We start from the raw sequence: 23173 nt of genomic DNA on the forward strand, positions 1-23173 counted from the left end.
TGGGCCTGAGCGATTAATGTCTACGCGCATATGCTTTGAGCAGACTCGGCACATCCAAAATAAGAGCAATTCCGCCATCGCTGGTAATCGTTGCCCCAGCCATCCCTGGCGTACCTTGCAGCAGGTTATCGAGTGGTTTGATCACAACCTCTTCCTGACCAATCAGGCTGTCTACCACAAATCCGATTTGTTGAGTACCAATCTGCACGATCACTACATGCCCAGTATCCTGGCGTGAACGTTTGTTGGCGCCACGAATCAACCATTTATGTAGGTAGAAGAGCGGGATCGCCTTCTCGCGCACTATGATGGTAAGCTGACCATCTACCATGTTGGCCTTTTTCAGATCCAGATGGAAAATCTCGTTCACACAACCAAGAGGCAATGCGAAGGTCTGCTCACCCACTTCCACCATCAGGGTCGGCAGAATGGCCAGCGTCAACGGAACCTTGATTTCGAGGCGGGTACCTTTACCCCAGGTGGAATCGATATACACAGAACCGTTCAAACTCACGATACTGGTTTTCACCACATCCATCCCGACACCACGACCGGAAATATCAGAGATCTCGGCCTTGGTAGAAAAACCCGGTGCAAAGATCAGGTTGTAGGCATCGTTATCGCTCATGCGGGCTGCGCTATCAGCATCCAGTACCCCACGACTGATGGCGATCGATTTGAGCTTTTCCGGGTCCATCCCGGCGCCATCATCCTCGATGCAAAGCAGAATATGGTCCCCCTGCTGGGAGGCACTCAGGGTGATGGTTCCTTGCCGCGGTTTGCCCGCTTTCTCACGCACATCCGGCATTTCCACACCGTGATCGCAAGAGTTTCGAACCAAGTGAACCAGTGGATCGGCGAGCGCTTCCACCAGGTTTTTATCCAGATCCGTGTCTTCCCCCACCATCACCAGCTCAATCTCTTTCTTGAGGGTTCTAGCAAGATCTCGCACCACGCGCGGGAACCGACCAAATACCTTCTTGATTGGCTGCATGCGGGTTTTCATCACCGCCCCTTGCAGATCAGCCGTGACTACATCCAGATTGGCAACTGCCTTTGACATCTCCTCATCATTACTGGCAACACCCAAGCTCACCAGGCGATTACGCACCAATACCAGCTCACCCACCATGTTCATAATGACATCGAGAGTTTTGGTATCGACACGAACTGTCGTATCACTCTGCACCGCACTATTTTCGGCAGGCGCAGGGGCCGCCTTAGCTGCAGGTGCAGGAGCCTTGGCTGCTTCCGTGGGTTTTGCGGGAGCTGCCGGTGTGGGCTTAGCTACAGGGGTTGCCGGCTTGGGTGGCGTCACTGAGGCAGGTGCGGCAGGTGCGGCAGGTGCGGCAGGTGCGGCAGGTGCGGCAGGTGCGGCAGGTGCGGCAGGTGCCATGGTACTCTTCGGTCCCTGGCCATGACCATGCAATTCATCAAGCAGGCGCTCAAACTCATCGTCATCGATTAGTTCATCCACCTCTTTTTGTACCGACTTCAACGGATTAACCTCTGGCGCGCCCATATGCTGGCCTTGACCATGAAGCTGATCCAGCAAAGCCTCAAACTCATCATCGGTAATATCGCCTGAGCCACCAGTAACAGGAGATGTTGTTGTCGCTTGGGTAGGGGTAGGGGTACCAGCCGCGCCATGAAGCTCATCTAGCAGGCGCTCGAATTCATCCGCAGAAATCTCATCGATAGAGCCACCACCATTGACTGGAGCTGGCTCGTTGCCGATGGCCGTGGGTTCGACCACCTCGGGGACAACCTCCACGACTGGTGCTGCTGGTTCAGGTTCCACAGCCACGGCTGCACTGGTAGCAGTGCGCAGTTGCTCTTCCCCTTCCGGCTTACACAACTCGTGGAGATCATGAAGCAAATCATCTGAAGCCGGGCTTGGCGCTTCGCGATTTTGAACCTGGGCGAACATGACATTGATGGCATCCAACGCTTGCAGGATCACATCCATCAGCTCGGCTGTAACTGTTCGCTTGCCATTTCGCAAGATGTCGAACACGTTTTCCGCGCCGTGGCATACATCAACCAATTCACCGAGCGACAGAAAACCAGCACCACCTTTCACGGTATGGAAACCGCGAAAAATAGCATTCAACAGGTTCTTGTCATCGGGTCGCTTTTCCAAGTCGACCAGTTGTTCAGACAACTGTTCCAATATTTCGGATGCTTCGACCAGAAAGTCTTGCAGTATGTCTTCATCAACTTCGAAGGCCATGCGTCACTCCATTAGAATCCCAAGCTAGACAGCAGATCGTCCACATCATCCTGATCATTAACCACATCGGCGCGAGCTTCAGGGTTCATGATGGGGCCTTCTGCTTCAATCCCATTAACAGGAAGAGGTCGAGTTGAATGCTCAGAAGAAGCCTCACCAAACATAGTCAGCATTTCTATTAATTTTGTTTCAACTTCCTGAACAAGCTTGATGACCTTGCGGATCATCTGTCCTGTCAAATCCTGAAAATCTTGCGCCATCAGGATCTCTGTCAGCAGTTGTCTTAATTTATCGGCGTCTGACTCTGAAGCCTTAATAAAATCATCAAGTTGGTGACAAAGCGATTTGAACTGCCCAACATTCATATCGCGCGCCATCAGCGCATTCCAGTTCGGCATCACCAGCTGGATATTGTCATTTAGGCGATCCGCTATCGGTAAACTGGCTTCCACCGCATCCATCGTGCGATTGGCAGCTTTGTCGGTCATATCGATAACGTAGCTCAAGCGCTCCCGCGCATCGGGAATGTCATGGGCAGCCAAATCAGGAATACGCGGGTCGAGGCGAAATTCTTGAAGTGAATTGTGAAGTTGCCGGGTCAGCTGGCCTACTTTTTCAAACAGAGCGGCTGCGTTGGGAGCGCATACTTCGGCAAGCAGTTCATCGGCCAGTTCACATTCCCCTTGCTCCAGATGGGCAACAAGCAACCTTGCCTGATCGAGTGAAATCATTGCTCTCGTTTTGGCCATCATCCCAGCCGCTCCTTAGCCAATTCGTTCGAAAATTTTATCGAGCTTTTCTTTGAGCGTTGCGGCGGTGAAAGGCTTGACGATGTAACCATTGACGCCAGCTTGAGCGGCTTCAATGATCTGCTCACGCTTGGCTTCGGCCGTTACCATCAATACCGGCAGATGCTTGAGCTTCTCATCAACGCGGATGGCCTTGAGCAGGTCGATACCTTGCATACCTGGCATGTTCCAGTCAGTCACCACAAACTGATAATCGCCATTTTTCAGCATCGGCAGCGCTGTATTGCCATCATCCGCCTCGTGGGTGTTGTTGAATCCCAAGTCGCGCAGCAAGTTCTTGATAATCCGGCGCATCGTTGAAAAATCGTCAACAATGAGGATTTTCATGTTCTTGTCCAAAATTCCCTCCTAAATAGCCACCATAGTGGCTCACTTACATGATGCTAAAAACGGGTTGTGTCGTGCGAATTATGCCTTAGAGTTTCATCTCAGTGTAGCCAGTACAAACACTTATAGGTGCCAATCTCTCAAACGAGCACGTAATCTGTGCATCGCCTGACTGTGGATCTGACTCACACGCGACTCGCTGACATTCAAAACCTCGCCAATTTCGCGCAAATTCAGCTCTTCATCGTAGTAAAGAGAGAGAACCAAAGCTTCTCTCTCAGGTAAACGACCAATTTGTTCCGATAGTTGAATCTGAAATCGCTCAGCAGCCAATTCATCGAATCCCGAGCCTGAAGAGGCATCATCGGGGTTACCGATCACATCCTCACTGACCCCCAAATCTTCGATGCCGATAATTTTTCCGCAGGATACGTCTTGCAGCATGGCATGGTAATCCGCAATGGATACACCCATCTGGGCTGCGACCTCGGTATCCCGCGCATCACGCCCGTGGGTCTGTTCGACATTCTCAATCGCTTCTGCGATAGCCCGGCTGTTACGATGCACGGAACGGGGCACCCAGTCACCACGGCGGATTTCATCCAGCATGGCGCCACGGATTCGGATCCCGGCATACGTCTCGAAGCTGGCCCCCTTGCTGCCATCAAAGTTACGAGAGGCTTCAAGCAGCCCAATCATACCTGCCTGGATCAGGTCATCCAGCAAGACACTGTTGGGCAGACGAGCCAACAGATGCTGGGCAATTCGCTTGACCAGGGGAGCATGACGCTCCACCAGCACGTAGGAATCCTGATGACGCAAGTACGCTTGGGCTTTATTCACGGGAACCTTCCTGTGTTGTAGCCGGTTTCTGCAACAAATTTTCCAGGAAAAACTCCAGATGGCCGCCCGGCTGATTAGGTACCGGCCAGCTCGCGGCCTTATTGGCAAGGGCCCGGAACGCCAGTGCGGCAGGTGACTTGGGAAACGCCTCGACAATCAGCTTCTGCTTGCGTACTGCAGCACGCAAATTCGTGTCGTAAGGCACACAGGCGACCAGTTCCAGCGAGGTATCGAGGAAACGATCCGTGACCCGGGTCAGTTTGGCAAAGAGCTCCTGACCTTCGCGCAGGCTGCGCACCATGTTGGCCACCACCTTGAAGCGGAACACGCCGTGATCCTTGGAGAGGATCTTGATGAGGGCGTAGGCATCGGTGATCGATGTTGGCTCATCACAGACCACTACCATGATGTCCTGAGCCGCACGGGTGAAGCTCAGCACCATATCGGATATCCCAGCAGCCGTATCCACCAGCAGGATGTCGACCTGCGTCTTCATCTCGCTGAAGGCACGTATAAGCTCGGCATGTTGTACCGGTGAAAGCTCAACCATCGACTGGGTGCCCGAGGTCGCCGGCACGATCATCATGCCGTAAGGGCCTTCGACAATAATATCGTCGATGGTGCATTCACCAGCCAGCACATGAGAGAGGTTACGATGAACCCGCAGCCCCAGCATGACATCGACGTTGGCGAGGCCAAGGTCGGCATCCAGCACCATCACCCGCTTGCCTTGGGCGGCCATGGCTCCGGCTACGTTCAAGGTCACGTTGGTTTTACCTACGCCACCTTTGCCACCGGAAACGGCGATTACTTTTACTCGATTGTTTTGACGCATTTTGCGCAGACCACTCGCCTGATCCATATACATGTTACTCATAAAACTCCGAATCTTCGGCATCGCCAAAGCCTGCACCCCAGAAATAGGGCTCCTCTGTTTCTCGCTCCAGCGAGCCCATGGCCGCCCCAACGAGCTGCGCTGCATTGGCAACTTGGATATCTTCCGGAACCCTCTGCCCGTCAGTGATATAACTGATGGGCAAGGCATTCTGGATACACACGTTAATCACTTCGCCCAGATTCAGACTTTCATCCAATTTGGTAAGTATGCAGCCGCTTAATGGAATACGCCTGAAATGGTCCACCGCCTCCTGCATCACCCGACGCTGGGAGGTGGCCGACATCACCAGATAGCTGCGGATCCGCACCTTGGCATTCTTGACCAAGGTGTCGAGCTGCTCGGTCAACCGGATATCCCGCTGGCCAACCCCAGCCGTATCGATCAGTACCAATCGACGATGGCGGAACTGATAAAGCGCATTGGCTAGCTCTTCGGCATCACGTACCTGCCGAACCGGACAGCCCATGATCCGGCCATAGGTCTGCAGCTGTTCGTGGGCGCCAATCCGGTAGTTGTCGGTGGTGATCAGCGCCACCTGCTCGGCGCCGTACTTCATGGCAAAACGGGCCGCCAGCTTGGCGATGGTAGTCGTTTTGCCCACCCCGGTCGGACCAAGCAGCGCCACCGCGCCGCCCTGCCGCAAAATCTCGTCCTCGCTGATCTTGAGCTGGGCGGTGAGGACCTCGGCCAACTGTGCCATCGCTTGATGGATGGACATATCTTCGGGGATAAGCCCCGCCAGTTGATCGGCAAACGCATCGTCAAAGCCCAGTTTCTTAAGCTCCTTGATCAGCAGGGCCCGCATCGGTTCGCGGCGCTCCACCTCTTGCCACATCAACCCGGAGATCTGGTGCTCCAGCAATTTGCGGATGCTGGCCATCTCCTTGCGCATCCCCTCCATCTCCTGATCCCGCTGGGCAGGTTGGGTAGCACGCTGGCCGGAGGCAACCCGAGCCTTGGGCTTGACAGGTTCCGGGGCTGCGCCCCACTGCCCCTGCTCGGCCAATGTTCTGGGCGCTGCATTGGCAGCGGCCAGCCCGGCCGATTGGGTATTGCCCATTGGCGCCCCATTGCCCGGCTTGAGTTTCTGCTGGCGGGCCAGCAAGGCAGCCAGGGTATCGGCATAATGCTCGTTCTGCTCCTTCGCCGAGGTTGGCTCGGGACGGTTCATCTGCCGTGCAGCAGACGAAATATTGACGCTCTCATCGTTCAGCTGACGGCGAACCGGCGCATCTTTGGGTCCCGGAACCTGGGATTGATAATCGACCGCAGCGACTATCTCTACCCCTCCGGTGACCTTTTTGTTGGACATGATGACGGCGTCAGGCCCGAGAGTCTCCTTGACCTCGGCCAGAGCCGTTCGCATGTCCTTGGCAAAAAACCGCTTAATCTTCACCCGTCGTCTCCGCTAACTAGTTCTGCCCCACCGCACTGACGATGCGGATCTGCTTGTCGTCGGGCACTTCCTGATAAGACAGAACGCGCAATCCAGGAATGGCATTCTTGACAAATTTCGCCAGGGTATTGCGCAAGATCCCCGATGTCAGAAGCACGGCCGGCTGGCCTTCCAATTCTTGTCGTTGAGTGGCTTCTACCAGCGAACGCTGCATCCGCTCTGCCAGACCCGGTTCAATACCAGCACCATCACCGCCACCTGCTTGCAGGGATTGATGCAATATACGTTCCAATTCCGGCGCCAAGGTAATGACTGGCAGCTCGGGATCGGGACCTGCAATCTCCTGCACAATCAGGCGCCGCAGGGCAATCCGGCAAGCCGCAGTAAGCACTTCCGGATCCGGACTGCGCGGCGCGTATTCAACCAGGGTCTGCAGGATAGTGCGCATATCACGGATTGGCACGCCTTCATTGAGTAAATTCTGTAATACCTTCACAAGGTTACCCATGCTGATCACTTCCGGCACCAGACCTTCGACCAGCTTGCTCTGATGTTTGCCTATCATATCGAGCAGCTGTTGCACCTCGTCATGGCCCAGCAGCAGAGCTGCATGGTTGGTGAGGATCTGGCTCATATGGGTAGCTACAACAGTTGCGGTATCCACCACTGTATAACCCAGGGTCTGCGCTTGGGAAACCTGCTCCTTGGCAACCCACACGGCTTCGAGCCCGAATGCAGGATCTCGGGTGGCTATCCCCTGGATCTGGCCGAAAACTTGTCCCGGATTGATCGCCATCTCTTTATCATGGTAGACATTGGCCTCGCCGGTACTGACCCCCATCAAGGTAATGCGGTACTGGTTTGGCGCTAGATCCAGGTTGTCGCGAATGTGGACGGCCGGGACCAAAAAGCCCAACTCTTGCGAGAGTTTCTTACGCACCCCTTTGATCCGGTTGAGCAGTTCGCCCCCCTGATTGCGATCCACCAGCGGGATCAGCTGATAGCCTACCTCAAGCCCGATGATATCGACCGGCATGACATCGTCCCAGCTCAGCTCCTTCTGTTCATGAGGCTGTTCAGTAGTGACTGGCAACAACTCGCCCTTGGCCGCTTTGGCCGCAGCCAGTTTTTCGCGGCGCAGCAGCCACCAGGCTCCGGCAGAGGCGAATGCCCCCAGAGTCAGGAAAGCGAAGTGCGGCATCCCCGGCACCAACCCCATCATCAGCAGAATACCGGCAGAGATAATCAATGCTTTGGGATTGTCAAACAGCTGACCCAGTACTGCGGTGCCCATGTCCTGATCGGTATTCTGCCGGGTTACTATGATGGCGGCAGCGATGGAAAGCAGCAGAGAGGGGATCTGCGCCACCAGGCCGTCACCGATGGCCAGCAGAGTGTAGATTTCGGCCGATTCGCTGAAGGTAAGCTGGTGTTGCATCATCCCGATGATGAAACCCCCGATGATGTTGATAAAGAGGATCATGATGCCCGCGATGACATCCCCTTTAACAAACTTGGAAGCACCATCCATGGAGCCGTAGAAGTCGGCCTCCTGAGTCACCTCTTGACGACGTTTTTTCGCCTCTTCCTGATTGATGAGGCCCGCGTTCAAATCGGCATCGATAGCCATCTGCTTGCCCGGCATCGCATCGAGAGTGAAACGGGCACTTACTTCCGCGATCCGGCCGGCACCCTTGGTGACTACTACAAAGTTGATGATCATCAGGATGGTAAAAACAATGATACCGACCGCATAGTTACCGCCGATCACCACGTTACCGAATGCCTCGATCACCTGGCCAGCCGCTGCACTGCCATTGTGACCTTCCAGCAATACCACCCGGGTCGAGGCGACGTTCAACGCCAACCGCAATAGAGTTGCAAGCAGCAACACCGTTGGAAAAGCTGCAAATTCGAGGGGCCGCCGGGTATAAACTGCCACCAGCAACACCACGATGGAGAGAGCAATGTTGAAGGAGAAGAGCACATCCAGCATCAGCGGCGGGATGGGCAATACCACCATGCCAAGCGCGGCCAATACCAGCAAAGGAGTACCGAGGCCTTTGCCAAATAGTGCCCGATGCTCTTTGATGTGACCCAATACTGCCTTGAATTCCATCGCTTTTCTCAATTTCATGCTGTTGATGCCAAATGAAAGCAAACATCAAGCCAACAACGCAATACATTGAAAATAAATAAGTTTATTTAAGTGCGTCAGAACTTTGTCATTTGCGGTATTCGACAGGGATGGGGAGGTCTTTCGCCAATGGCTGTGGACGGCGCCCCTGACCACGGCGGAATTTCTTAAGCTGGAAGACATAAGCGAGCACCTGGGCAACCGCCGCGAACAGCCCTTCCGGGATCTCGCGTCCCAGCTCGGTTGAGTGGTAGATAGCACGGGTCAAGGCTGGTGACGGCATGATCGGGATCTCGTACTCTCTGGCGATCTCCCTGATTTTCATCGCAACTTCATCAGTACCTTTGGCCACGACCTTGGGTGCGGCACCGGGTTTGCCAGCATCATACTGGAGCGCCACCGAGTAGTGGGTCGGGTTGGTGATCACCACATCGGCCTTGGGTACATCCCCCATCATCCGGCGCATCGCCATCTCCATCTGCAAACGCCGGATCCGTCCCTTCACTTCGGGTTTACCTTCCGTGTCCTTGAACTCGTCCTTCACCTCCTGCTTGGTCATCTTGAGCTGACGCATGTGATTCCACTGCTGGAATGGCACATCGATGGCAACGATAGGAAGCAGGGCGCAGCAGAGGATAATCAGCATCCAGAGAAACAGATCCAGTGCATCAATCATGCCGCCGGGAAATCCCTCCATAGAGAGGCTAAGCAGGTGATTGAACTGGCTTGATAACATCCACCAGGCAAACAGGGTGATAAACACCACCTTGGCGATGGATTTGATCAGCTCGATCAGCGACTGTACCCCGAACATTCGCTTGAAACCACTGAGCGGACTCAGCTTGCTCATCTTGGGCATCATCGCCTGGGTGGAGAAGTTCATCCCCCCCATCAGGGTGTTGCCGATAAAAGCAGCAAGTGCCACCAGCGCAAACAAGAGCCCCAGCGGAAGCAGTAATTCCCCCAGCAATGCGGGCACCAGGGCAACCATGGCGTTGGGATCGAAAGCCTGCTCTCGCTCCAGGGTAAAGCCCATGGTGACGACCTTGAGCATGGCGGTCGCCAGCGATCCCTTGAGCATTAACAGACCAAAGACCGCCGAGAGCAGAACGCTGGCGGTCCCCAACTCTTTTGAACGTGCAATCTGCCCTTTTTCACGGGCCTGTTGCAGTCGTTTGCCCGTGGGTTGTTCGGTACGTTCCTGGTCGGTATCAGCCATAAGCGCCCCCGAAGCACTGGGTGTTGATCAGCTCGCAGCTAACCTCCTGCACCCGCTGCCACATGATGTCGAAGTGACCGAGGAACCCGCCGATAGTGAGCCAGAGGATCAGCAGACCCGACATCATGCTGACCGCAAAACCGATACTGAAAATGTTGAGCTGCGGCGCCGCCCGGGTCATGACACCAAAGGCGAAGTTGATCAAGAGCAAGGCGACGATGGCAGAAAGGGCCATCACCAGCGCAGCCTGATACATCACCCCGAGAAAACCGATCAGGGTGCGGATAGCAGGTAACGTGAGCCCGGCATCCGATACCGGCAAGGTCTCAAAACTGAGGATCACCAGCCGCAGCATCACCAGATGGCCATCCAGTGCCAGAAATACCAGGGTCGCCAGCATCAGATAAAACTGCCCCACCACGGGGGCCGATTGACCATTCATCGGATCCACCAGGGTGGCAAAGCCCAGACTGGTCTGCATGGCGATAACCTGGCCGGCCATCACAAAGCTCTCCATCAGAAACTGGGTCATCAGGCCGAGGGCAATACCGATCAACAGTTGCTGGCCCAATACCAGAAAACTGCCCGCCGAGAAGAGCTCGATGGGGGGCATAGGCGGAAGCAGTGGAGCAATGAGAAAGGTGATGGCGAGCGCCAATCCCATCCGCACCCGAGCCGGCGAGAGACGGCTACCAAACACCGCCATCACCATAAACAGGCTGCTTATCCGGGCCAGCGGCCAGAGAATGGAAGACAACCACTCCATGATCAGAGCGGTTGTATAGGTCATCCTACCACCTCGGGGATTTGGCTCACCATAAGCTGAAAGAAATCCATCAGACTCTGCAAGCCCCAGTGGGCTCCTGCACCGAGCGCAAACAGCGTCACTATAAGGCGTGGCAGAAAGCTGAGGGTCTGTTCGTTGATGGAAGTGGCCGCCTGAAAGATAGCAACCACCAGCCCAATAGCGAGGCTGGGCAGGATCACTGCGCTGACCATGAGATTGACCAGCCAGAGCGCCTCGCGAAAAACGTCGACAAAGGTTTCAGGACTCATATTCGGGCTCCTTGCGCTCGACCTGCTAACCGGCACCCAGTCCGAAGCTGTTCGCCAACGACCCCAGGATAAGGTTCCAACCATCCACCATCACAAACAACATCAGTTTGAAGGGGAGCGAGACGATCATCGGCGAGAGCATCATCATCCCCATCGCCATCAGGATACTGGCGACCACCAAGTCGATGACCAGAAAAGGCAAGAACAGCATAAAACCGATTTGAAAGGCAGTTTTCAGCTCGCTGGTAACAAACGCCGGGATCAGCACCCGCAGCGGGACATCGGCAGGTTTCTCCACCTGCACGTTGGCGATCTCCATAAAGGTATTGAGATCCTTGATCCGGGTCTGGGCCAGCATGAACTGGTGGATGGGGAGCTCGGCCCGCTCCAGCGCCTCCTTTGCCTGAATAGTCTCGGCCAAATAGGGTTGTAACGCCTCGTTATTGATGCGATCAAGCACCGGCGACATGATGAAAAAGGACATGAACAGGGCAATGCCGATCAATATCTGATTGGAGGGGCTCTGTTGCAAACCAATCGCCTGACGCAAGATACCCAGCACCACAATGATGCGGGTAAACGAGGTCATCATGATCACCATGGCTGGCAAGAAGGAGAGCGCCGTCATCAGCGCCAGCACTTGCAGGGTCAGGCTGTACTCCTGACTGCCATCCCCCATGGTTTTGACGGTCACGGCTGACATGGCATCCTGCGCAAGTACCAGCGGAGACAGCAACACTGACAACAGGGCCAGCAGCCTAATCCAGTTAGCTCTTTTCATGCTTGCCCATCAATTTACCAAGCTGCTGAGAAAACGCCTGCGGCTGATTCTCATCGAGCGGCTCCTCCAGCCGGTAGAGGAAGTTGACCTGCTGCGGTGTGACGCCGACCAACAGTTGCTGTTCACCCACCTTGACCACCAGTAGTTTCTCTTTGTAACCCAACGGCAACGAGGCGATAACACGCATCTGGCCCCCACCGATTGCAGTAGCAAGCTTGCTCTTCTTGAGCAGAAAGCCCAGTACCAAAATGAGACCAATGACCATCAAACTGGAGAGCAACCAGGAGCTCAGACTTGGCGCATTGGCAGATGCCGCAGTCTCGGCCAAGGCCGGTACAGGCAACAATAACAACATGAGGCGCATCATTTGAGCTTCTTGATCCGTTCAATCTGGCTAATGACGTCGGTCAGCCGAATACCGAACTTGTCATTTACCACCACCACCTCACCGTGAGCGATCAGGGTACCGTTAACCAATACATCCAGCGGTTCGCCTGCAACCCGGTCCAGTTCCACTACCGAGCCCTGGTTCAGCTGAAGCAGATTACGGATGCTGATCTGGCTACGCCCCACTTCCATGGCGATGGTGACCGGAATATCGAGAATCGTGTCGAGCTTGCGCCGCTCTTCGACACTAATGGGAGCCTCATCTGTTAGCTCCTCCAGCGGAGCAGGCTTTGCTTCAGCAATGACCTGCTCTTCCAGCGCCGCAGCCCAGGCATCAGCCATCAAGTCCTCTTCTTCTGTTCCACTCATCTTGTTTCCTTATGCTACTTCGTGACCGTTTACCGTGATAAACCATCGCTTATCGCTGTTGATCTTCGATACTGCGCTCGAGCTCTTCCAGCTCGGCCTCGCCATCAATTCGTACTCCACCCCGGGTCACCAGATGCATCTCCGTCTTGACCCCTTCTGGCCGCTTGAGCTTGCCGGTGATCTTGAGCGCCACATTATCCTTGGTACGGCCCATCTTGGCATGAAAAGTGGGCAGGTCTTCCACGAAGACCAGCAGATTCTCCGGCATTTCGACCGGGATGATATCGCCGGGTTGCAACTCCATCAGTTCGCGCAAGGTGAGTTCGGTTTCCAGCAGCTTGGCTCGCAGACCCACCTTGACGTCCATGATCTCGTCACGCAGCGCCTTGCTCCAGCGTACATCGGTATCCCCCTTGTCACTCTGCACACCGGCATCGAGTAGTTCACGGATGGGCTCAAGCATGGAGTAAGGCATCGCCACGTGGAAATCACCGCCACCGCCATCGAGTTCGATATGAAACGAGTTCACCACAATGACTTCGGTAGGGCTGACAATGTTCGCCATCGCCGGGTTCACTTCCGAGTCAAGATACTCGAACCCCACGTCCATCACCGGCGCCCAGGCATCCTTGTAATCCTCAAACACCAGTTTGAGCAGCATCTGGATGATCCGCCGCTCGGTCGGGGTAAATTCACGCCCTTCAATCTTGGCGTGGAAACGGCCATCGCCACCGAAGAAGTTCTCTACCAGGATGAAGACCAGTCGGGCTTCCATGGTGATGAGTGCCGTCCCCTTGAGCGGGCGGAAGCGCACCATGTTGAGACTGGTTGGCACAAACAGGGTATGGACATACTCGCCAAACTTGAGCATCTGCACGCCGTTGATGGATACCTCGGCGGTACGACGCATCATGTTGAACAGGCTGATCCGCATATGGCGGGCGAAACGTTCGTTCACCAGCTCCAGCGTCGGCATGCGACCTCGGACGATGCGGTCCTGGGAGGAGAAGTCAAACTGGGCAACGCCGGGAGCCCCCGCCGCGCCTATCTCTTCCTCTTCGACATCATCGACACCGTGCAAGAGGGCATCAATTTCGTCCTGACTTAACAGATCGCTCACGCTTCACCTACTGCATTACAAAGCCGGTAAACAGCACTTGTTCGATAACGGGGGAAGAGACCAGGTCATTGAGCACCCGTCGACACTCTTCCAGTGAATCCTTGCGCAGCTTCTCCTTACCTTCAAAGGTCATCAGCTGTTCAGCACTGGCCGCGCTGAATACCCGCAGGAGAGTCCCTTCAATCAAGGGAATGTTTTGCTTGGCCAGCGCCTCGTCCGCAGTACCGCGCACCATCAACTGGATCTTGATCTGCACCAGGCGATCCCGCTGAGCTCCCGCAACGTTGAAGACAAAGGGACGCGGCATCCCGACATAGAGAGAGGGTTTGATCGCTTCCACCTTGGGCTTGCCAGCCCCTTCTTCGGCGCTGTCAGCGGGTGATTTATCCGAGCCGGAAAGCATCAGGAAGGCACCAGCACCAGCACCGCCCAGCACAATCACCGCCAAAGCAATGATAATGATCAGCTTTTTTTTCTTGCCCGCAGCCGGGTCTGTTAACGTCAACTCGTTATCGTCAGCCATCCCTTATCCACCCTCGTCTCAAACTTGTTCGATATCATAAACTTACTCGGGATTGCATCAAGCATAGAAATCAATTCCGGAACCGTTTGTCGATTCCGTCAGCACACTGAGGTTGGCAGTGGTGATTTCACCTTCAGCCAGCCCGTTACCGGTACCTGACTGCGCCCCCCCTTGACCCTGCTGACCCTGCCCGCCAAAGGTGGGCTGGCCCTGTTGTTGCTGCTGTGACTGCTGCTGCACTTGGGTCTGGCCAAGCTGGATCCCTTGCCCTGCCAGCATCTCACGCAACCGGGGCATCGCCTGTTCCAACATCTCGCGGGTCTGTCCATGTTGTACCACGAAATGGACGTTGGCCTGGCTATCGGCTCCAAGCTGGATCTGGATCTTCATCTTACCAAGGCCGAGGGGATCGAGCTGAATTTCTGCCTGTTGCAGTTTTTCGGTCAGCATGACGTTGACCTTCTGGTGCAATTGGGCAGGCGCTTCCTGACTAGGCAACCTCAAATGAGGTAGATTCTGTGGTTCACGGCGCAGCGTCGCCTCAGCGGCAGGCGACCGACTATCGGCTACCTGTGGCTGGGGCTGGCTATGCTGACCCTGCTGCACGGTCTGGCTCTGGCTGTTTTCGCTGCCCGACGCCGTAGCAGGAGGACTCTTATACGACTCACCCACTTTCGGTTTGACCGCCAGCTGTACAGCTTTGCGGACCTCGTCGCTGCCCGTCACTTCGATCTGCTTAATGCCGGCAGAAATGGTCGATAGCGGTGCTTGTGGCCCCTGAGATTCAGCCTGCGCCTGCATCTGCTGAGGCACAACCATCACGGGAGCAGCGTTATCGCTCTGGGTCATCGCATTTGCCGTCACGCTGCTCTGGACTGCGGCGCTTTGTGCCGTCGTCACCTGTGCCGAACCCTGACTGGTGGGCGAGCTGCCCTCAACGGCACGCTTTTCTGCCCCTTTGCCAGCGGCATCACTGCTCTCTGTGGTGGCTGACGCGGTAGCAGCACTAGCGTCAGGCTGCTTGAGCCCCTCGCTGAATACCTTGAGGCCAGCCCCCTGGGTCGCGACTTGCCCCGCCTCTCCCTGACCGGTCACGGCCCTGTTGACTGCGGGGGAAGAGGTGTTATCGCCAGCAGCTTTCGCTGCAAGTGACTCGCCGGATTTGATAGTGTTGCTGGCGACGAGTTCAGATTTGCTGTCGCCCCCCTCTTTCGTTACGAATGGCCCAGCGGATTGGGGCGCTCTGGCCGACTCATCGACCGGCAACACCTTGGCCAACTGGGCCATCCGCTCGGCCCCCGGGAGAGGCTTGGTATGCTTGCCATCTGCCCCGAGGGTTTCGCCCTTGGCAGAAGCTTTCTCCCCAGACTGCCCATCCGCAATAGTGGTGGCATCTTCTCCCTCAGAAGAGAAAACGGCGGAAGATACGTCACCCGGCACCACCACTCGCGCCGCAGCCGACGGTACTGTGGTTGCAGTCGTCGCCAGCGGCGACTGCGCCCCGGTCTGACCAGCAAGCTGTTGGGCAATCCTGGCTGCGGCTGGGGTCTGCTCGCGTTCATCAAGCGCAATCCCCTCCAGATCACCCTCTTGCGGCAACGGATTGCCGTCTACCGTTGTGGCGCTCTGCAGGGCCACCACCACCAGCTGAGGTGTCACCAGCGAGGTATCGAGCTTAAGAGAGTCCTGCAGACGCAGCAGAAAGTCGGTGGCCGGCACCTCCTCCACCTTGTTGTCGGTATCAGGATCCGGCTCCTTGCTGCTCTCGTCTTTGGGAGAGGCGCCCTCGGGCGCCAAAGATTTGGCTGATCGGACACTGTTATCGAGCAGACTGGCCTCAGCGGTACCCTGCTCACTGTGCTGGGCCTTGGCAATCTGGATAGCGAAATCACCTTGGGGCTCGCGGTCTGTTCCCCCATCAATGCTTTTGCTCTCAACAGAAGCGCTCAGAGACGATTTGTCCAACCCGTTGGCCAGAGCCGAAGGCGTTTGTGTCAACACTGTCTGCATCATGATGGGATCCCTGCGTTCTGGTGACCCCCAACAAGATGGCCACCGACAATGTCTAGATCAAAGCAAGTTACAGGCCAGATTGATGAAAGCGCCGCAACATGGCGTACTCATCCAGCATTTTCTGCTCCTGACGTTGGGCTTTCTGCTGTTCGCGGCTCGCCTGTTTCTCCAGCAACAGTTCTACCGCCTTACGCCGCTGCTGGGCCGCCAGCCACTCTTCACGACGCAGCTCAAGGGCCTGACGTACCTGCAACACCCCTTCGTACTGCTGGGTCGCAGCCTGTTCGAGCTTGTTGATAAAGGCATGATACTGGCTATTTTGCTGAGGCGAGATCCCCTGCAAGCCGCGATCTGTCCACTGCTGATGATAGATCTGGCGGTACTGGTTGAGGGCATTTTGCTGATCCATGAACAGCTTGAGATCCTGCTGTGCCTTCACCAACGCCAGTGCACACTGCTGCTCGGCCTCCCGCAATCGTTCGGACAACATTACCAACCCTGTACTCATGAATGCCCTCCCTCGTCACCCTTAGTCAACGCATCAGGGGCATCGCCACCATCTGCAAGGCTTGCAGGCCATCATCGTAGTGAACAACCTCGCGCATCCCCTGTTGCAAGAACTGATCCAGATAGGGTTTCTGTATGATGGCGCGGTCGATGCGCGGATCGGAGCCCTGACTGTAGGCGCCAATCGTGATGAGATCCCGGTTCTGCTGATAGAGGGAGTAGAACTGCTTGAGGGTCCGCGCCAGCTCCATATGTTCCGGCGAGGTCACCATGGGCATGACCCGGCTGATGGACTTCTCGATATCGATGGCCGGATAGTGGCCCGCATCGGCCAGCTCGCGCGACAGCACTATGTGACCATCGAGGATGGCCCGCGCCGCATCGGCAATGGGATCTTGCAGATCATCCCCCTCCGTCAGCACGGTGAAGAAGGCGGTGATGGAGCCCTGGCCATCACTGCCGTTACCCGCCCGCTCCACCAGCGCCGGTAATTTGGCAAATACCGACGGTGGATAACCCTTAGTCGCTGGCGGCTCGCCCACCGCCAGCGCGATCTCACGCTGGGCTTGGGCATAACGGGTGAGGGAGTCCATCAAGAGCAGCACGTTAAGCCCCTGATCGCGGAAATACTCGGCGATGGCCAACGCCGTTTCACACCCCTTGAGCCGCATCAGCGGCGAGGCATCGGCGGGGGCCGCTACCACCACAGAGCGGGTACGCCCCTCCTCTCCCAGTATGTCTTCGATAAACTCTTTCACCTCCCGGCCCCGCTCACCGATGAGGCCGACCACCACCACATCCGCCACCGAGCCGCGGGTCATCATGCCCAGCAGCACCGACTTGCCGACACCGGAACCGGCAAACAGCCCCATCCGCTGGCCCTGACCGACCGTCAGCACGGCGTTGATGGCGCGCACCCCAACATCCATCGGCTGATGGATTGGGCGGCGAGAGAGCGGATTGATGCGATGCTGGGCAAACTGCACCGTCCGGGAGGAGAGAATGGGGCCGAGGCCATCGAGCGGCTGACCGATGCCGTCGATGACCCGACCAAGCAGGTTCATGCCAACCGGAATGCCATGCTCCTCGGTGATGGGCACCACCCGGGCACCAGGGATCACCCCCTTGAGCTGTTCACTCGGCATCAGATAGAGGCGATCGCCAGAAAAACCGACCACTTCAGCCTCCAGCGTCCCATCAAGGGTATCGATGCGGCAGAGGGCACCGATGGCGGCACGGCAGCCGATGGCTTCGAGGGTCAGCCCCACCACCCGGGTCAATTTGCCGGCAACCGGCGGTTTGGGGGCGCTGTCGCGTACCTTGTACCCTTGCAACCGGTTCAGTAGCGAGCCGCTCATCTGGCCTCCTGAGAGCTAAAAAGTGCAGCCGGACGGCAAGGTCCGGCATCGGTTATGGGCGTGATTCCTGCGGCGCAGGTTTCTGCGACGCATTGTCCCGCAAGAAGTTGCGCAGCAACTGATCGATGCGCCCGGAAAGGGCCAAATCGATACTGGAGAGCTCGGTGGCCAGTTGCAGATCGCCGGGGGAGAGGGTGGGATCGCTCTGCAGTCGCCAGTGGCGCTTGGCGCACTCTTCGGCGCCAAATGCCTGCTCGATTCGCGCGATATCGTCGGGATGCAGCATCAAGGTGACGCCCTGTTCAGCAGCGGGCAGCAGGGCCAGCCCCTCCTTGAGTGCCTCCAGCAGGATGCGGGGCGAGGTCTCTGCTTCATGATGAATGAGCGCTCGGGCCAGTTGCATCACCAGAGAGACCAGTTGCTGCTCTACCGCCTGATCCAGCTCACTCAGGGGATTGGCGAGGCGGGCGGCGAGTCCTTGCCAGTGGGCGATCTCCTGCTCCACCAGTTCGCGCCCCATGGCCAGCCCCTCCTCGCGCCCCTGTTCGAGACCGGCAGAATGACCCTGTTGCAATCCTTCCAGCTTGCCCTCTTCCATTCCCTTGGCATAGCCGGACTCGCGTCCCTCAGCCATCCCCTCCTCCCAGGCAGCCTGACGGATCGCTTCGAGCTCTTCGGCGGTGATGCTGGGGGTCGGCTCCTGTTCAGGCTCCGGCTCTACCACCTCATCTTCCTGCTGATACCAGTCAGGGGCCAGGCCAAGGGCATTGGTAGGAGAGCCCGCCTGCGCCTCGACCGCCATCTCGGGCCAGCCCCACGTCTCGACCCGGGCGTCATCGCCCTCGGGTCGTACATAACCACGCAGTTTATTGTTCATGTTTTGGGCGACTCCTCGCCACTGCCTGATACAGGTTTGGCATCGCTGTGCTGTTTATGGACCATGACTTAGAGGAAATCATCGCCACCACCGGCACCCAGCATTATCTCGCCTGCATCTGCCAGACGACGAGCGATGGAGAGGATCTCTTTCTGGGCTGCCTCCACCTCGGAGACCCGGATAGGCCCCATGGCCTCCAGATCATCTGCCAGCATTTCGGCCGCCCGCTTCGACATATTTTTGAAGATTTTCTCTCGTAATTGGTCATCAGAACCTTTGAGCGCACGTTGCAGCAGATCCCCCGGCACTTCCCGCAACATGGTCTGGATACCACGATCGTCCACATCGATGAGGTTTTCGAACACGAACATCAAATCCTGGATTTGCTGGCTCATCTCTTCGTCCGACTCACGGATGGAGTCCATCAGCTGGCCTTCGATGTTGGTGTCGAGGTAGTTCATGATGTTGGCAGCAGCCTTGAGGCCACCCATTTTGGCGGCCTGGGCTCCGGCCGCACCGGCGAACTGTTTCTCCATGATATCGTTCAGCTCTTGCAGTGCCGCTGGTTGCACCTCTTCGAGGTTGGCGATCCGCATAACCAAATCCAGACGAACCTGCTCCGGAAACTGGCTCAGGATCTCGGCAGACTGCTCTGGCTCCAGATAGGAGAGCACAATGGTCTGGATCTGCGGGTGTTCATTCTGGATGATACTGGCAACCTGACGGGCATCCATCCACTTGAGGGAGTCGAGGCCACGAGCACCGGAACCGAGAATGATCTGGTCCACCAGATTGCTCGCCTTGTCCTCGCCAAGAGCCGCCACCAACGCCTTGCGCACGAAATCTTCACTGCCGATACCGATGTTGGTGTACTTCTGGATATCGTCGATGAATTGACGGTGCACCGCCGCCACCCGATCGTGACTGAAGTCGGACATAGAGGCCATCGACATACCGAGCCGCTGTACCTGCTTGGGCTCGAGATGGCGGAAGATCTGGGCGGCATCCTCTTCGTTGAGACTCAGCATCAACACGGCTGCCATCTCCATCCCCGACATCTGGTCAAGGATCTGACGCTGACTGTCGGTAATGTCATTGCCGGTGACTTGACTCTTATTTTCTTCAGGCATCTTTAGTTACCCACTCTTTAATGACCTGAGCGGCCAGGTCCGGTTCATTCGCCACCAGCGCACGAACCGCCTTGAGCAAATCCTCATCACGGTGGAGATCTGGCAGCTTCAACTGCCCATCACGCACCCCGAATACCTGGTCTCCCTCGACCTGAGCTGCCAGCAGACTGAGCTCGTCATCGCCACCCAACACGGTGTGGTTGTCAAAATCCACTTCTTCCGGTTTGTCATCCGGATAGAGCAGTCGTTTGAGCATGGGCCGAACCACAGTGACGATCAACACGATGATCACCAGCACCGAAGCGGCAATCCGCACCGCACGCCAGAACCAGGGCTGTTCATAGAGCGGCAGCTCCGCAACGGCATCAAGTTCAGGGCGATTGAACGGGATGGCGACCACTTCTAGGGTATCACCACGGGTCACATCAAAGCCAAGGCCGCCGCTCAGCAGACGACGCAGGGTATCGAGTTCGGCCTGGGTGCGCGCCTCGCGGGTCACGGCCCCATCGGCACCGGGCACGGATTTGTAGTCTACCGCAACCGAGACTGTCATCCGGCGAATACCACCCATCTGGCGACGAGTATGACTAACGGTAGTATCCAGCTCGAAATTACGGGTCGCCTCTTTGCGCGAACGGCCAGACGAAGCCGCCCCGCTGCCATCGCCACCGGTGGCCTGCTCGGGAATATTGGAAGCAGCCGGAGGCTGGTTGGAGAGCGCCCCGGGCACCCCACCATTGCTGCCACTGGCACTGTTCTCTTCCATGGTCATTTCAGAACGAACAGCAGGCAGATCCGGATTGTAGGTTTTACGGGTCTGCTCCTGCTGGGAGAAGTCGAGGGAGAGATCCACTTCCGCCGTATAGTTGTCAGCCCCCAGTACCGGGATCAGAATGGCGTCAATTTTTTGTTTGTACTCCAGCTCTTGCTTCTGCTGCATGGCAAACTCTTTGCGAGTCTGGGCCGAGACCGGGTCTTGCGAACCGGAGTTGAGCAGGCGACCATTCTGGTCGGTGACGGTGACGCGGGTCGGTTCGAGGCCATGCACGGCGGAGGCGACCATATCGACGATGGAGTCCACCTCACCCTGGCCCAGCGCGCCCCCTCTCAGGTTGAGCACCACGGTGGCACTGGGTTTGCGTTCGTTACGCGCGAACACGTTGTCTTTGGGAATAGCCAGCAGCACCTGGGCCTTGGTCACATTCTGGAACTGCTCAATGGCGCTCGCCAGCTGACGCTCGCGGCTCAACTTCAGGCGCTCGCTCTCCATCCGCTGGCTGACCCCGAAACTGGAGTCTTTGAGCAGGATATCTTCACCACCGATGTTGGTATCGGTAGCACTGGCAAGACCGGCACGGGTCAGAGCCAATTTGATGCCAGGGTACTTTTCGGCGTTGACCAGCACACTCTTGCCATCGACCTGATAGGGGATCTTCTGTTGGTCGAGAAAATCAAGGGTCTTGACCAGCTCCTGAGTGGTATAGGTACCAAGCGGCCGCATATCCGGCTCCTTGCCCCAGAGCAGGATAAACACCGCAATGGCCAGACAGATGGCAAGCCCCAGGATCAGGGTGATTTGCCGCAGCACATCAGTGTTGGACAGAAAGCCCAACGCCGAACTCTTCTGCTCATTCTCATCGAGGGCGGCAGTGCCCTCATCGTTTATCAGCAGATCGCCGTTTTGCTCAGTAGCCACGATTTACGTCCTTATTGCTGACATCGCCATGATATTCAGTAATCACTTATACCGGCATGTTCATGATGGTCTTGTAGGCATCAACCATCTTGTTGCGCACCTGTACCGTTGCCTCGAAGGCGATAGAGGATTTCTGGCCGGCAATCATCACCTCGGCCAGATCCACCGACTTGTCGCCCATATCGAAACGGGTACGCAGATCATTGGCAGCGCCTTGCAGCTCGTTAACGTTGCCGAGCGCCTGTTGCAGCAGCTGACCAAAGTCGGATGTGACCGAACGCGCAGGCGGTGTCAGTGACGTTGTGCCCGCTTCTATCTTGAGCGCCTGCATCTCTTGCATCAGGCTGCTTGCACTAATTTCCATTTTCCATCCCCAGACAAATCATTGACGCTGGCATGCAACAAGCAATTAAAGTGCCAATGCGTTAAAAATGCGATGCATATAAGTAGCCAGACCAGACTGGACGGGTTCGACAACGGCCAGTGGCTCTGATTAAATCCGATTCTGACGCCCACTTTTGCTGGCTGGCAAGGAGTCCGCTCTGGATTATCGCAAACCCGTGTTCAAGGCGATGGACTACATCAGCCACCATCTGGATGACAATCCGGGACTGGATGAGGTCGCAGCGGCGGCGGCCATCTCCACCTTTCACTTCCACCGCATTTTCAAGACGATGGTCGGCGAGACCATTGCCGGATTTACCCGGCGCCTGCGTATGGAGCGTGCTGCCCGTCGCTTGCTCGCCTCCCCCCAGAGCGACATCACCACCCTGGCACTGGCCGCCGGGTTCTCCAGCTCCCAGAATTTCGCCAAGGCCTTTCGCCTGCACTTCGCCATGAGCCCCTCGGAATACCGCCTGCAGCAGGGGGGAAACTGGAAAAGCAAGATTGGAAACGACCCCCTTCCCTTTGACACCTATGATGGCCTGGTCATGCACCCGGTCACCGAACACCCGGGTCTGTTGCAGGGGGCTAGCGTCAGGCTGATGCCCGCCCGGCGCGTGGCCTATATGCGCCGCCTGGGCCCCTATGGCAAAGAGACCTGCGAGCAAGCTCATCGGGATTTGCTCGCGCTGTTCGCCTCAGACAAGGCGATGACACCGGCGGGTACCCTGAGTCTCTATTGGGATATCCCCGATATCACTGATGAGACCCGTTGTCGTACTGACGTCTGCATCGAGCTGGGGCCAGAGATCCCCGCAGGGCGCCAGTTAACCACCCAGACCATCGCAGCGGGCCCCTATGCAGTTTGTCAGTTTATCGCTCGCGGCGATCAACTGGTTGCCTGCTGGGAGACGGCGTTTCGCTGGGTAGTGGGCCAAGGGCTGAACTGCGACGATCGCCCGTGTTACGAGCAATACCACGCAGGCACGGACCCCGACCGGGAGCATTACGTGTTTGATATCTGTATCCCGCTGATCAACCGATAAGCCGATACCCCATTTCCATTTATCTACTTCGGTGCCTTCGGGCACCGAAGCGACGGAGTCATGC

23 protein-coding genes are annotated in these 23173 nt (G+C 56.7%); 1 reads left to right on the forward strand and 22 read right to left on the reverse strand.

Annotated elements, in window-relative coordinates:
• Positions 1 to 13: 13 nt before the first annotated feature.
• From BN1117_RS06920 to fliE, 22 genes are all read right to left on the reverse strand, one after another.
• Positions 14 to 2233, reverse strand: a complete 2220-nt coding sequence (locus BN1117_RS06920) for a chemotaxis protein CheA (protein WP_040095992.1) — start codon at positions 2231 to 2233, stop codon at positions 14 to 16.
• Positions 2234 to 2244: 11 nt separating this feature from the next.
• The gene (locus tag BN1117_RS06925; RefSeq protein ID WP_040095995.1) at positions 2245 to 2985 is read right to left on the reverse strand and encodes a protein phosphatase CheZ; all 741 of its coding nucleotides are present in this window, start codon (positions 2983 to 2985) and stop codon (positions 2245 to 2247) included.
• Between the two features lie 12 nt (positions 2986 to 2997).
• A complete protein-coding gene (gene cheY, locus BN1117_RS06930) occupies positions 2998 to 3369 on the reverse strand; it encodes a chemotaxis response regulator CheY (protein WP_425283256.1) in 372 nt (123 codons plus the stop codon).
• 123 nt (positions 3370 to 3492) lie between these two features.
• Complete coding sequence (locus BN1117_RS06935; protein ID WP_040095999.1) at positions 3493 to 4212, reverse strand: RNA polymerase sigma factor FliA; 720 nt, start codon at positions 4210 to 4212, stop codon at positions 3493 to 3495.
• Positions 4205 to 5080, reverse strand: coding sequence for a MinD/ParA family protein (locus BN1117_RS06940; protein ID WP_013723550.1), 876 nt, complete (start codon positions 5078 to 5080; stop codon positions 4205 to 4207). Before BN1117_RS06940 ends, BN1117_RS06935 begins: the two co-directional genes overlap by 8 nt.
• Before the next feature lies 1 nt (position 5081).
• Entirely contained in the window at positions 5082 to 6506 is a 1425-nt protein-coding gene (flhF, locus tag BN1117_RS06945; protein WP_040096001.1) for a flagellar biosynthesis GTPase FlhF, read from the reverse strand.
• Positions 6507 to 6522: 16 nt separating this feature from the next.
• Positions 6523 to 8625, reverse strand: coding sequence for a flagellar biosynthesis protein FlhA (flhA, locus tag BN1117_RS06950; RefSeq protein WP_040096003.1), 2103 nt, complete (start codon positions 8623 to 8625; stop codon positions 6523 to 6525).
• Positions 8626 to 8731: 106 nt separating this feature from the next.
• A complete protein-coding gene (gene flhB / locus BN1117_RS06955) occupies positions 8732 to 9862 on the reverse strand; it encodes a flagellar biosynthesis protein FlhB (protein ID WP_040096004.1) in 1131 nt (376 codons plus the stop codon).
• On the reverse strand, positions 9855 to 10652 hold the full coding sequence (gene fliR, locus BN1117_RS06960) for a flagellar biosynthetic protein FliR (RefSeq protein ID WP_040096006.1): 798 nt from the start codon (positions 10650 to 10652) through the stop codon (positions 9855 to 9857). Before fliR ends, flhB begins: the two co-directional genes overlap by 8 nt.
• The gene (fliQ, locus tag BN1117_RS06965) at positions 10649 to 10918 is read right to left on the reverse strand and encodes a flagellar biosynthesis protein FliQ (RefSeq protein WP_040096010.1); all 270 of its coding nucleotides are present in this window, start codon (positions 10916 to 10918) and stop codon (positions 10649 to 10651) included. The genes fliR and fliQ overlap by 4 nt, the downstream gene beginning before the upstream one ends.
• 25 nt (positions 10919 to 10943) lie before the next feature.
• Complete coding sequence (gene fliP, locus BN1117_RS06970) at positions 10944 to 11699, reverse strand: flagellar type III secretion system pore protein FliP (RefSeq protein WP_040096012.1); 756 nt, start codon at positions 11697 to 11699, stop codon at positions 10944 to 10946.
• Positions 11686 to 12066, reverse strand: a complete 381-nt coding sequence (gene fliO / locus BN1117_RS06975; protein ID WP_040096014.1) for a flagellar biosynthetic protein FliO — start codon at positions 12064 to 12066, stop codon at positions 11686 to 11688. The genes fliP and fliO overlap by 14 nt, the downstream gene beginning before the upstream one ends.
• Positions 12063 to 12455, reverse strand: a complete 393-nt coding sequence (fliN, locus tag BN1117_RS06980; protein WP_040096016.1) for a flagellar motor switch protein FliN — start codon at positions 12453 to 12455, stop codon at positions 12063 to 12065. Before fliN ends, fliO begins: the two co-directional genes overlap by 4 nt.
• A gap of 49 nt (positions 12456 to 12504) precedes the next feature.
• Positions 12505 to 13575 carry a flagellar motor switch protein FliM gene (fliM, locus tag BN1117_RS06985; protein ID WP_040096017.1) on the reverse strand — a complete coding sequence of 357 codons (1071 nt, stop codon included), beginning with the start codon at positions 13573 to 13575 and terminating at the stop codon, positions 12505 to 12507.
• A 7-nt stretch (positions 13576 to 13582) separates the two neighbouring features.
• Positions 13583 to 14098, reverse strand: a complete 516-nt coding sequence (gene fliL, locus BN1117_RS06990) for a flagellar basal body-associated protein FliL (RefSeq protein ID WP_040096019.1) — start codon at positions 14096 to 14098, stop codon at positions 13583 to 13585.
• Between the two features lie 57 nt (positions 14099 to 14155).
• Positions 14156 to 16111: a flagellar hook-length control protein FliK gene (locus BN1117_RS06995; RefSeq protein WP_040096020.1), complete on the reverse strand. Its 1956-nt coding sequence runs from the start codon at positions 16109 to 16111 to the stop codon at positions 14156 to 14158.
• A gap of 67 nt (positions 16112 to 16178) precedes the next feature.
• Complete coding sequence (fliJ, locus tag BN1117_RS07000; protein ID WP_040096022.1) at positions 16179 to 16619, reverse strand: flagellar export protein FliJ; 441 nt, start codon at positions 16617 to 16619, stop codon at positions 16179 to 16181.
• A 25-nt stretch (positions 16620 to 16644) separates the two neighbouring features.
• The gene (gene fliI / locus BN1117_RS07005; RefSeq protein ID WP_040096023.1) at positions 16645 to 17976 is read right to left on the reverse strand and encodes a flagellar protein export ATPase FliI; all 1332 of its coding nucleotides are present in this window, start codon (positions 17974 to 17976) and stop codon (positions 16645 to 16647) included.
• 52 nt (positions 17977 to 18028) lie between these two features.
• Positions 18029 to 18853, reverse strand: coding sequence for a flagellar assembly protein FliH (gene fliH / locus BN1117_RS07010; protein WP_040096025.1), 825 nt, complete (start codon positions 18851 to 18853; stop codon positions 18029 to 18031).
• 68 nt (positions 18854 to 18921) lie between these two features.
• On the reverse strand, positions 18922 to 19983 hold the full coding sequence (fliG, locus tag BN1117_RS07015; RefSeq protein WP_040096026.1) for a flagellar motor switch protein FliG: 1062 nt from the start codon (positions 19981 to 19983) through the stop codon (positions 18922 to 18924).
• Positions 19976 to 21679, reverse strand: coding sequence for a flagellar basal-body MS-ring/collar protein FliF (fliF, locus tag BN1117_RS07020; protein ID WP_040096029.1), 1704 nt, complete (start codon positions 21677 to 21679; stop codon positions 19976 to 19978). Before fliF ends, fliG begins: the two co-directional genes overlap by 8 nt.
• Positions 21680 to 21725: 46 nt before the next feature.
• Complete coding sequence (gene fliE / locus BN1117_RS07025; protein ID WP_040096031.1) at positions 21726 to 22043, reverse strand: flagellar hook-basal body complex protein FliE; 318 nt, start codon at positions 22041 to 22043, stop codon at positions 21726 to 21728.
• Positions 22044 to 22197: 154 nt separating this feature from the next.
• Here fliE and BN1117_RS07030 point away from each other — a divergent pair, with 154 nt between their 5' ends.
• Positions 22198 to 23109, forward strand: a complete 912-nt coding sequence (locus BN1117_RS07030) for an AraC family transcriptional regulator (RefSeq protein WP_209435233.1) — start codon at positions 22198 to 22200, stop codon at positions 23107 to 23109.
• Positions 23110 to 23173: the final 64 nt, after the last annotated feature.

Source organism: Aeromonas australiensis (assembly GCF_000819725.1).
Lineage (GTDB): Bacteria > Pseudomonadota > Gammaproteobacteria > Enterobacterales > Aeromonadaceae > Aeromonas > Aeromonas australiensis.

Coding starts and splice junctions, on each gene's coding strand:
- fliJ (WP_040096022.1), bottom strand. CDS start 16,619: ATGAGTACAGGGTTGGTAATGTTGTCCGAACGATTGCGGGAGGCCGAG.
- fliG (WP_040096026.1), bottom strand. CDS start 19,983: ATGCCTGAAGAAAATAAGAGTCAAGTCACCGGCAATGACATTACCGAC.
- fliN (WP_040096016.1), bottom strand. CDS start 12,455: ATGAGTGGAACAGAAGAAGAGGACTTGATGGCTGATGCCTGGGCTGCG.
- fliE (WP_040096031.1), bottom strand. CDS start 22,043: ATGGAAATTAGTGCAAGCAGCCTGATGCAAGAGATGCAGGCGCTCAAG.
- fliL (WP_040096019.1), bottom strand. CDS start 14,098: ATGGCTGACGATAACGAGTTGACGTTAACAGACCCGGCTGCGGGCAAG.
- fliI (WP_040096023.1), bottom strand. CDS start 17,976: ATGAGCGGCTCGCTACTGAACCGGTTGCAAGGGTACAAGGTACGCGAC.
- cheY (WP_425283256.1), bottom strand. CDS start 3,369: ATGAAAATCCTCATTGTTGACGATTTTTCAACGATGCGCCGGATTATC.
- BN1117_RS06920 (WP_040095992.1), bottom strand. CDS start 2,233: ATGGCCTTCGAAGTTGATGAAGACATACTGCAAGACTTTCTGGTCGAA.
- fliO (WP_040096014.1), bottom strand. CDS start 12,066: ATGATGCGCCTCATGTTGTTATTGTTGCCTGTACCGGCCTTGGCCGAG.
- BN1117_RS06940 (WP_013723550.1), bottom strand. CDS start 5,080: ATGTATATGGATCAGGCGAGTGGTCTGCGCAAAATGCGTCAAAACAAT.
- fliP (WP_040096012.1), bottom strand. CDS start 11,699: ATGAAAAGAGCTAACTGGATTAGGCTGCTGGCCCTGTTGTCAGTGTTG.
- BN1117_RS06995 (WP_040096020.1), bottom strand. CDS start 16,111: ATGATGCAGACAGTGTTGACACAAACGCCTTCGGCTCTGGCCAACGGG.
- flhB (WP_040096004.1), bottom strand. CDS start 9,862: ATGGCTGATACCGACCAGGAACGTACCGAACAACCCACGGGCAAACGA.
- fliH (WP_040096025.1), bottom strand. CDS start 18,853: ATGAACAATAAACTGCGTGGTTATGTACGACCCGAGGGCGATGACGCC.
- fliR (WP_040096006.1), bottom strand. CDS start 10,652: ATGACCTATACAACCGCTCTGATCATGGAGTGGTTGTCTTCCATTCTC.
- fliQ (WP_040096010.1), bottom strand. CDS start 10,918: ATGAGTCCTGAAACCTTTGTCGACGTTTTTCGCGAGGCGCTCTGGCTG.
- flhA (WP_040096003.1), bottom strand. CDS start 8,625: ATGGAATTCAAGGCAGTATTGGGTCACATCAAAGAGCATCGGGCACTA.
- BN1117_RS06925 (WP_040095995.1), bottom strand. CDS start 2,985: ATGATGGCCAAAACGAGAGCAATGATTTCACTCGATCAGGCAAGGTTG.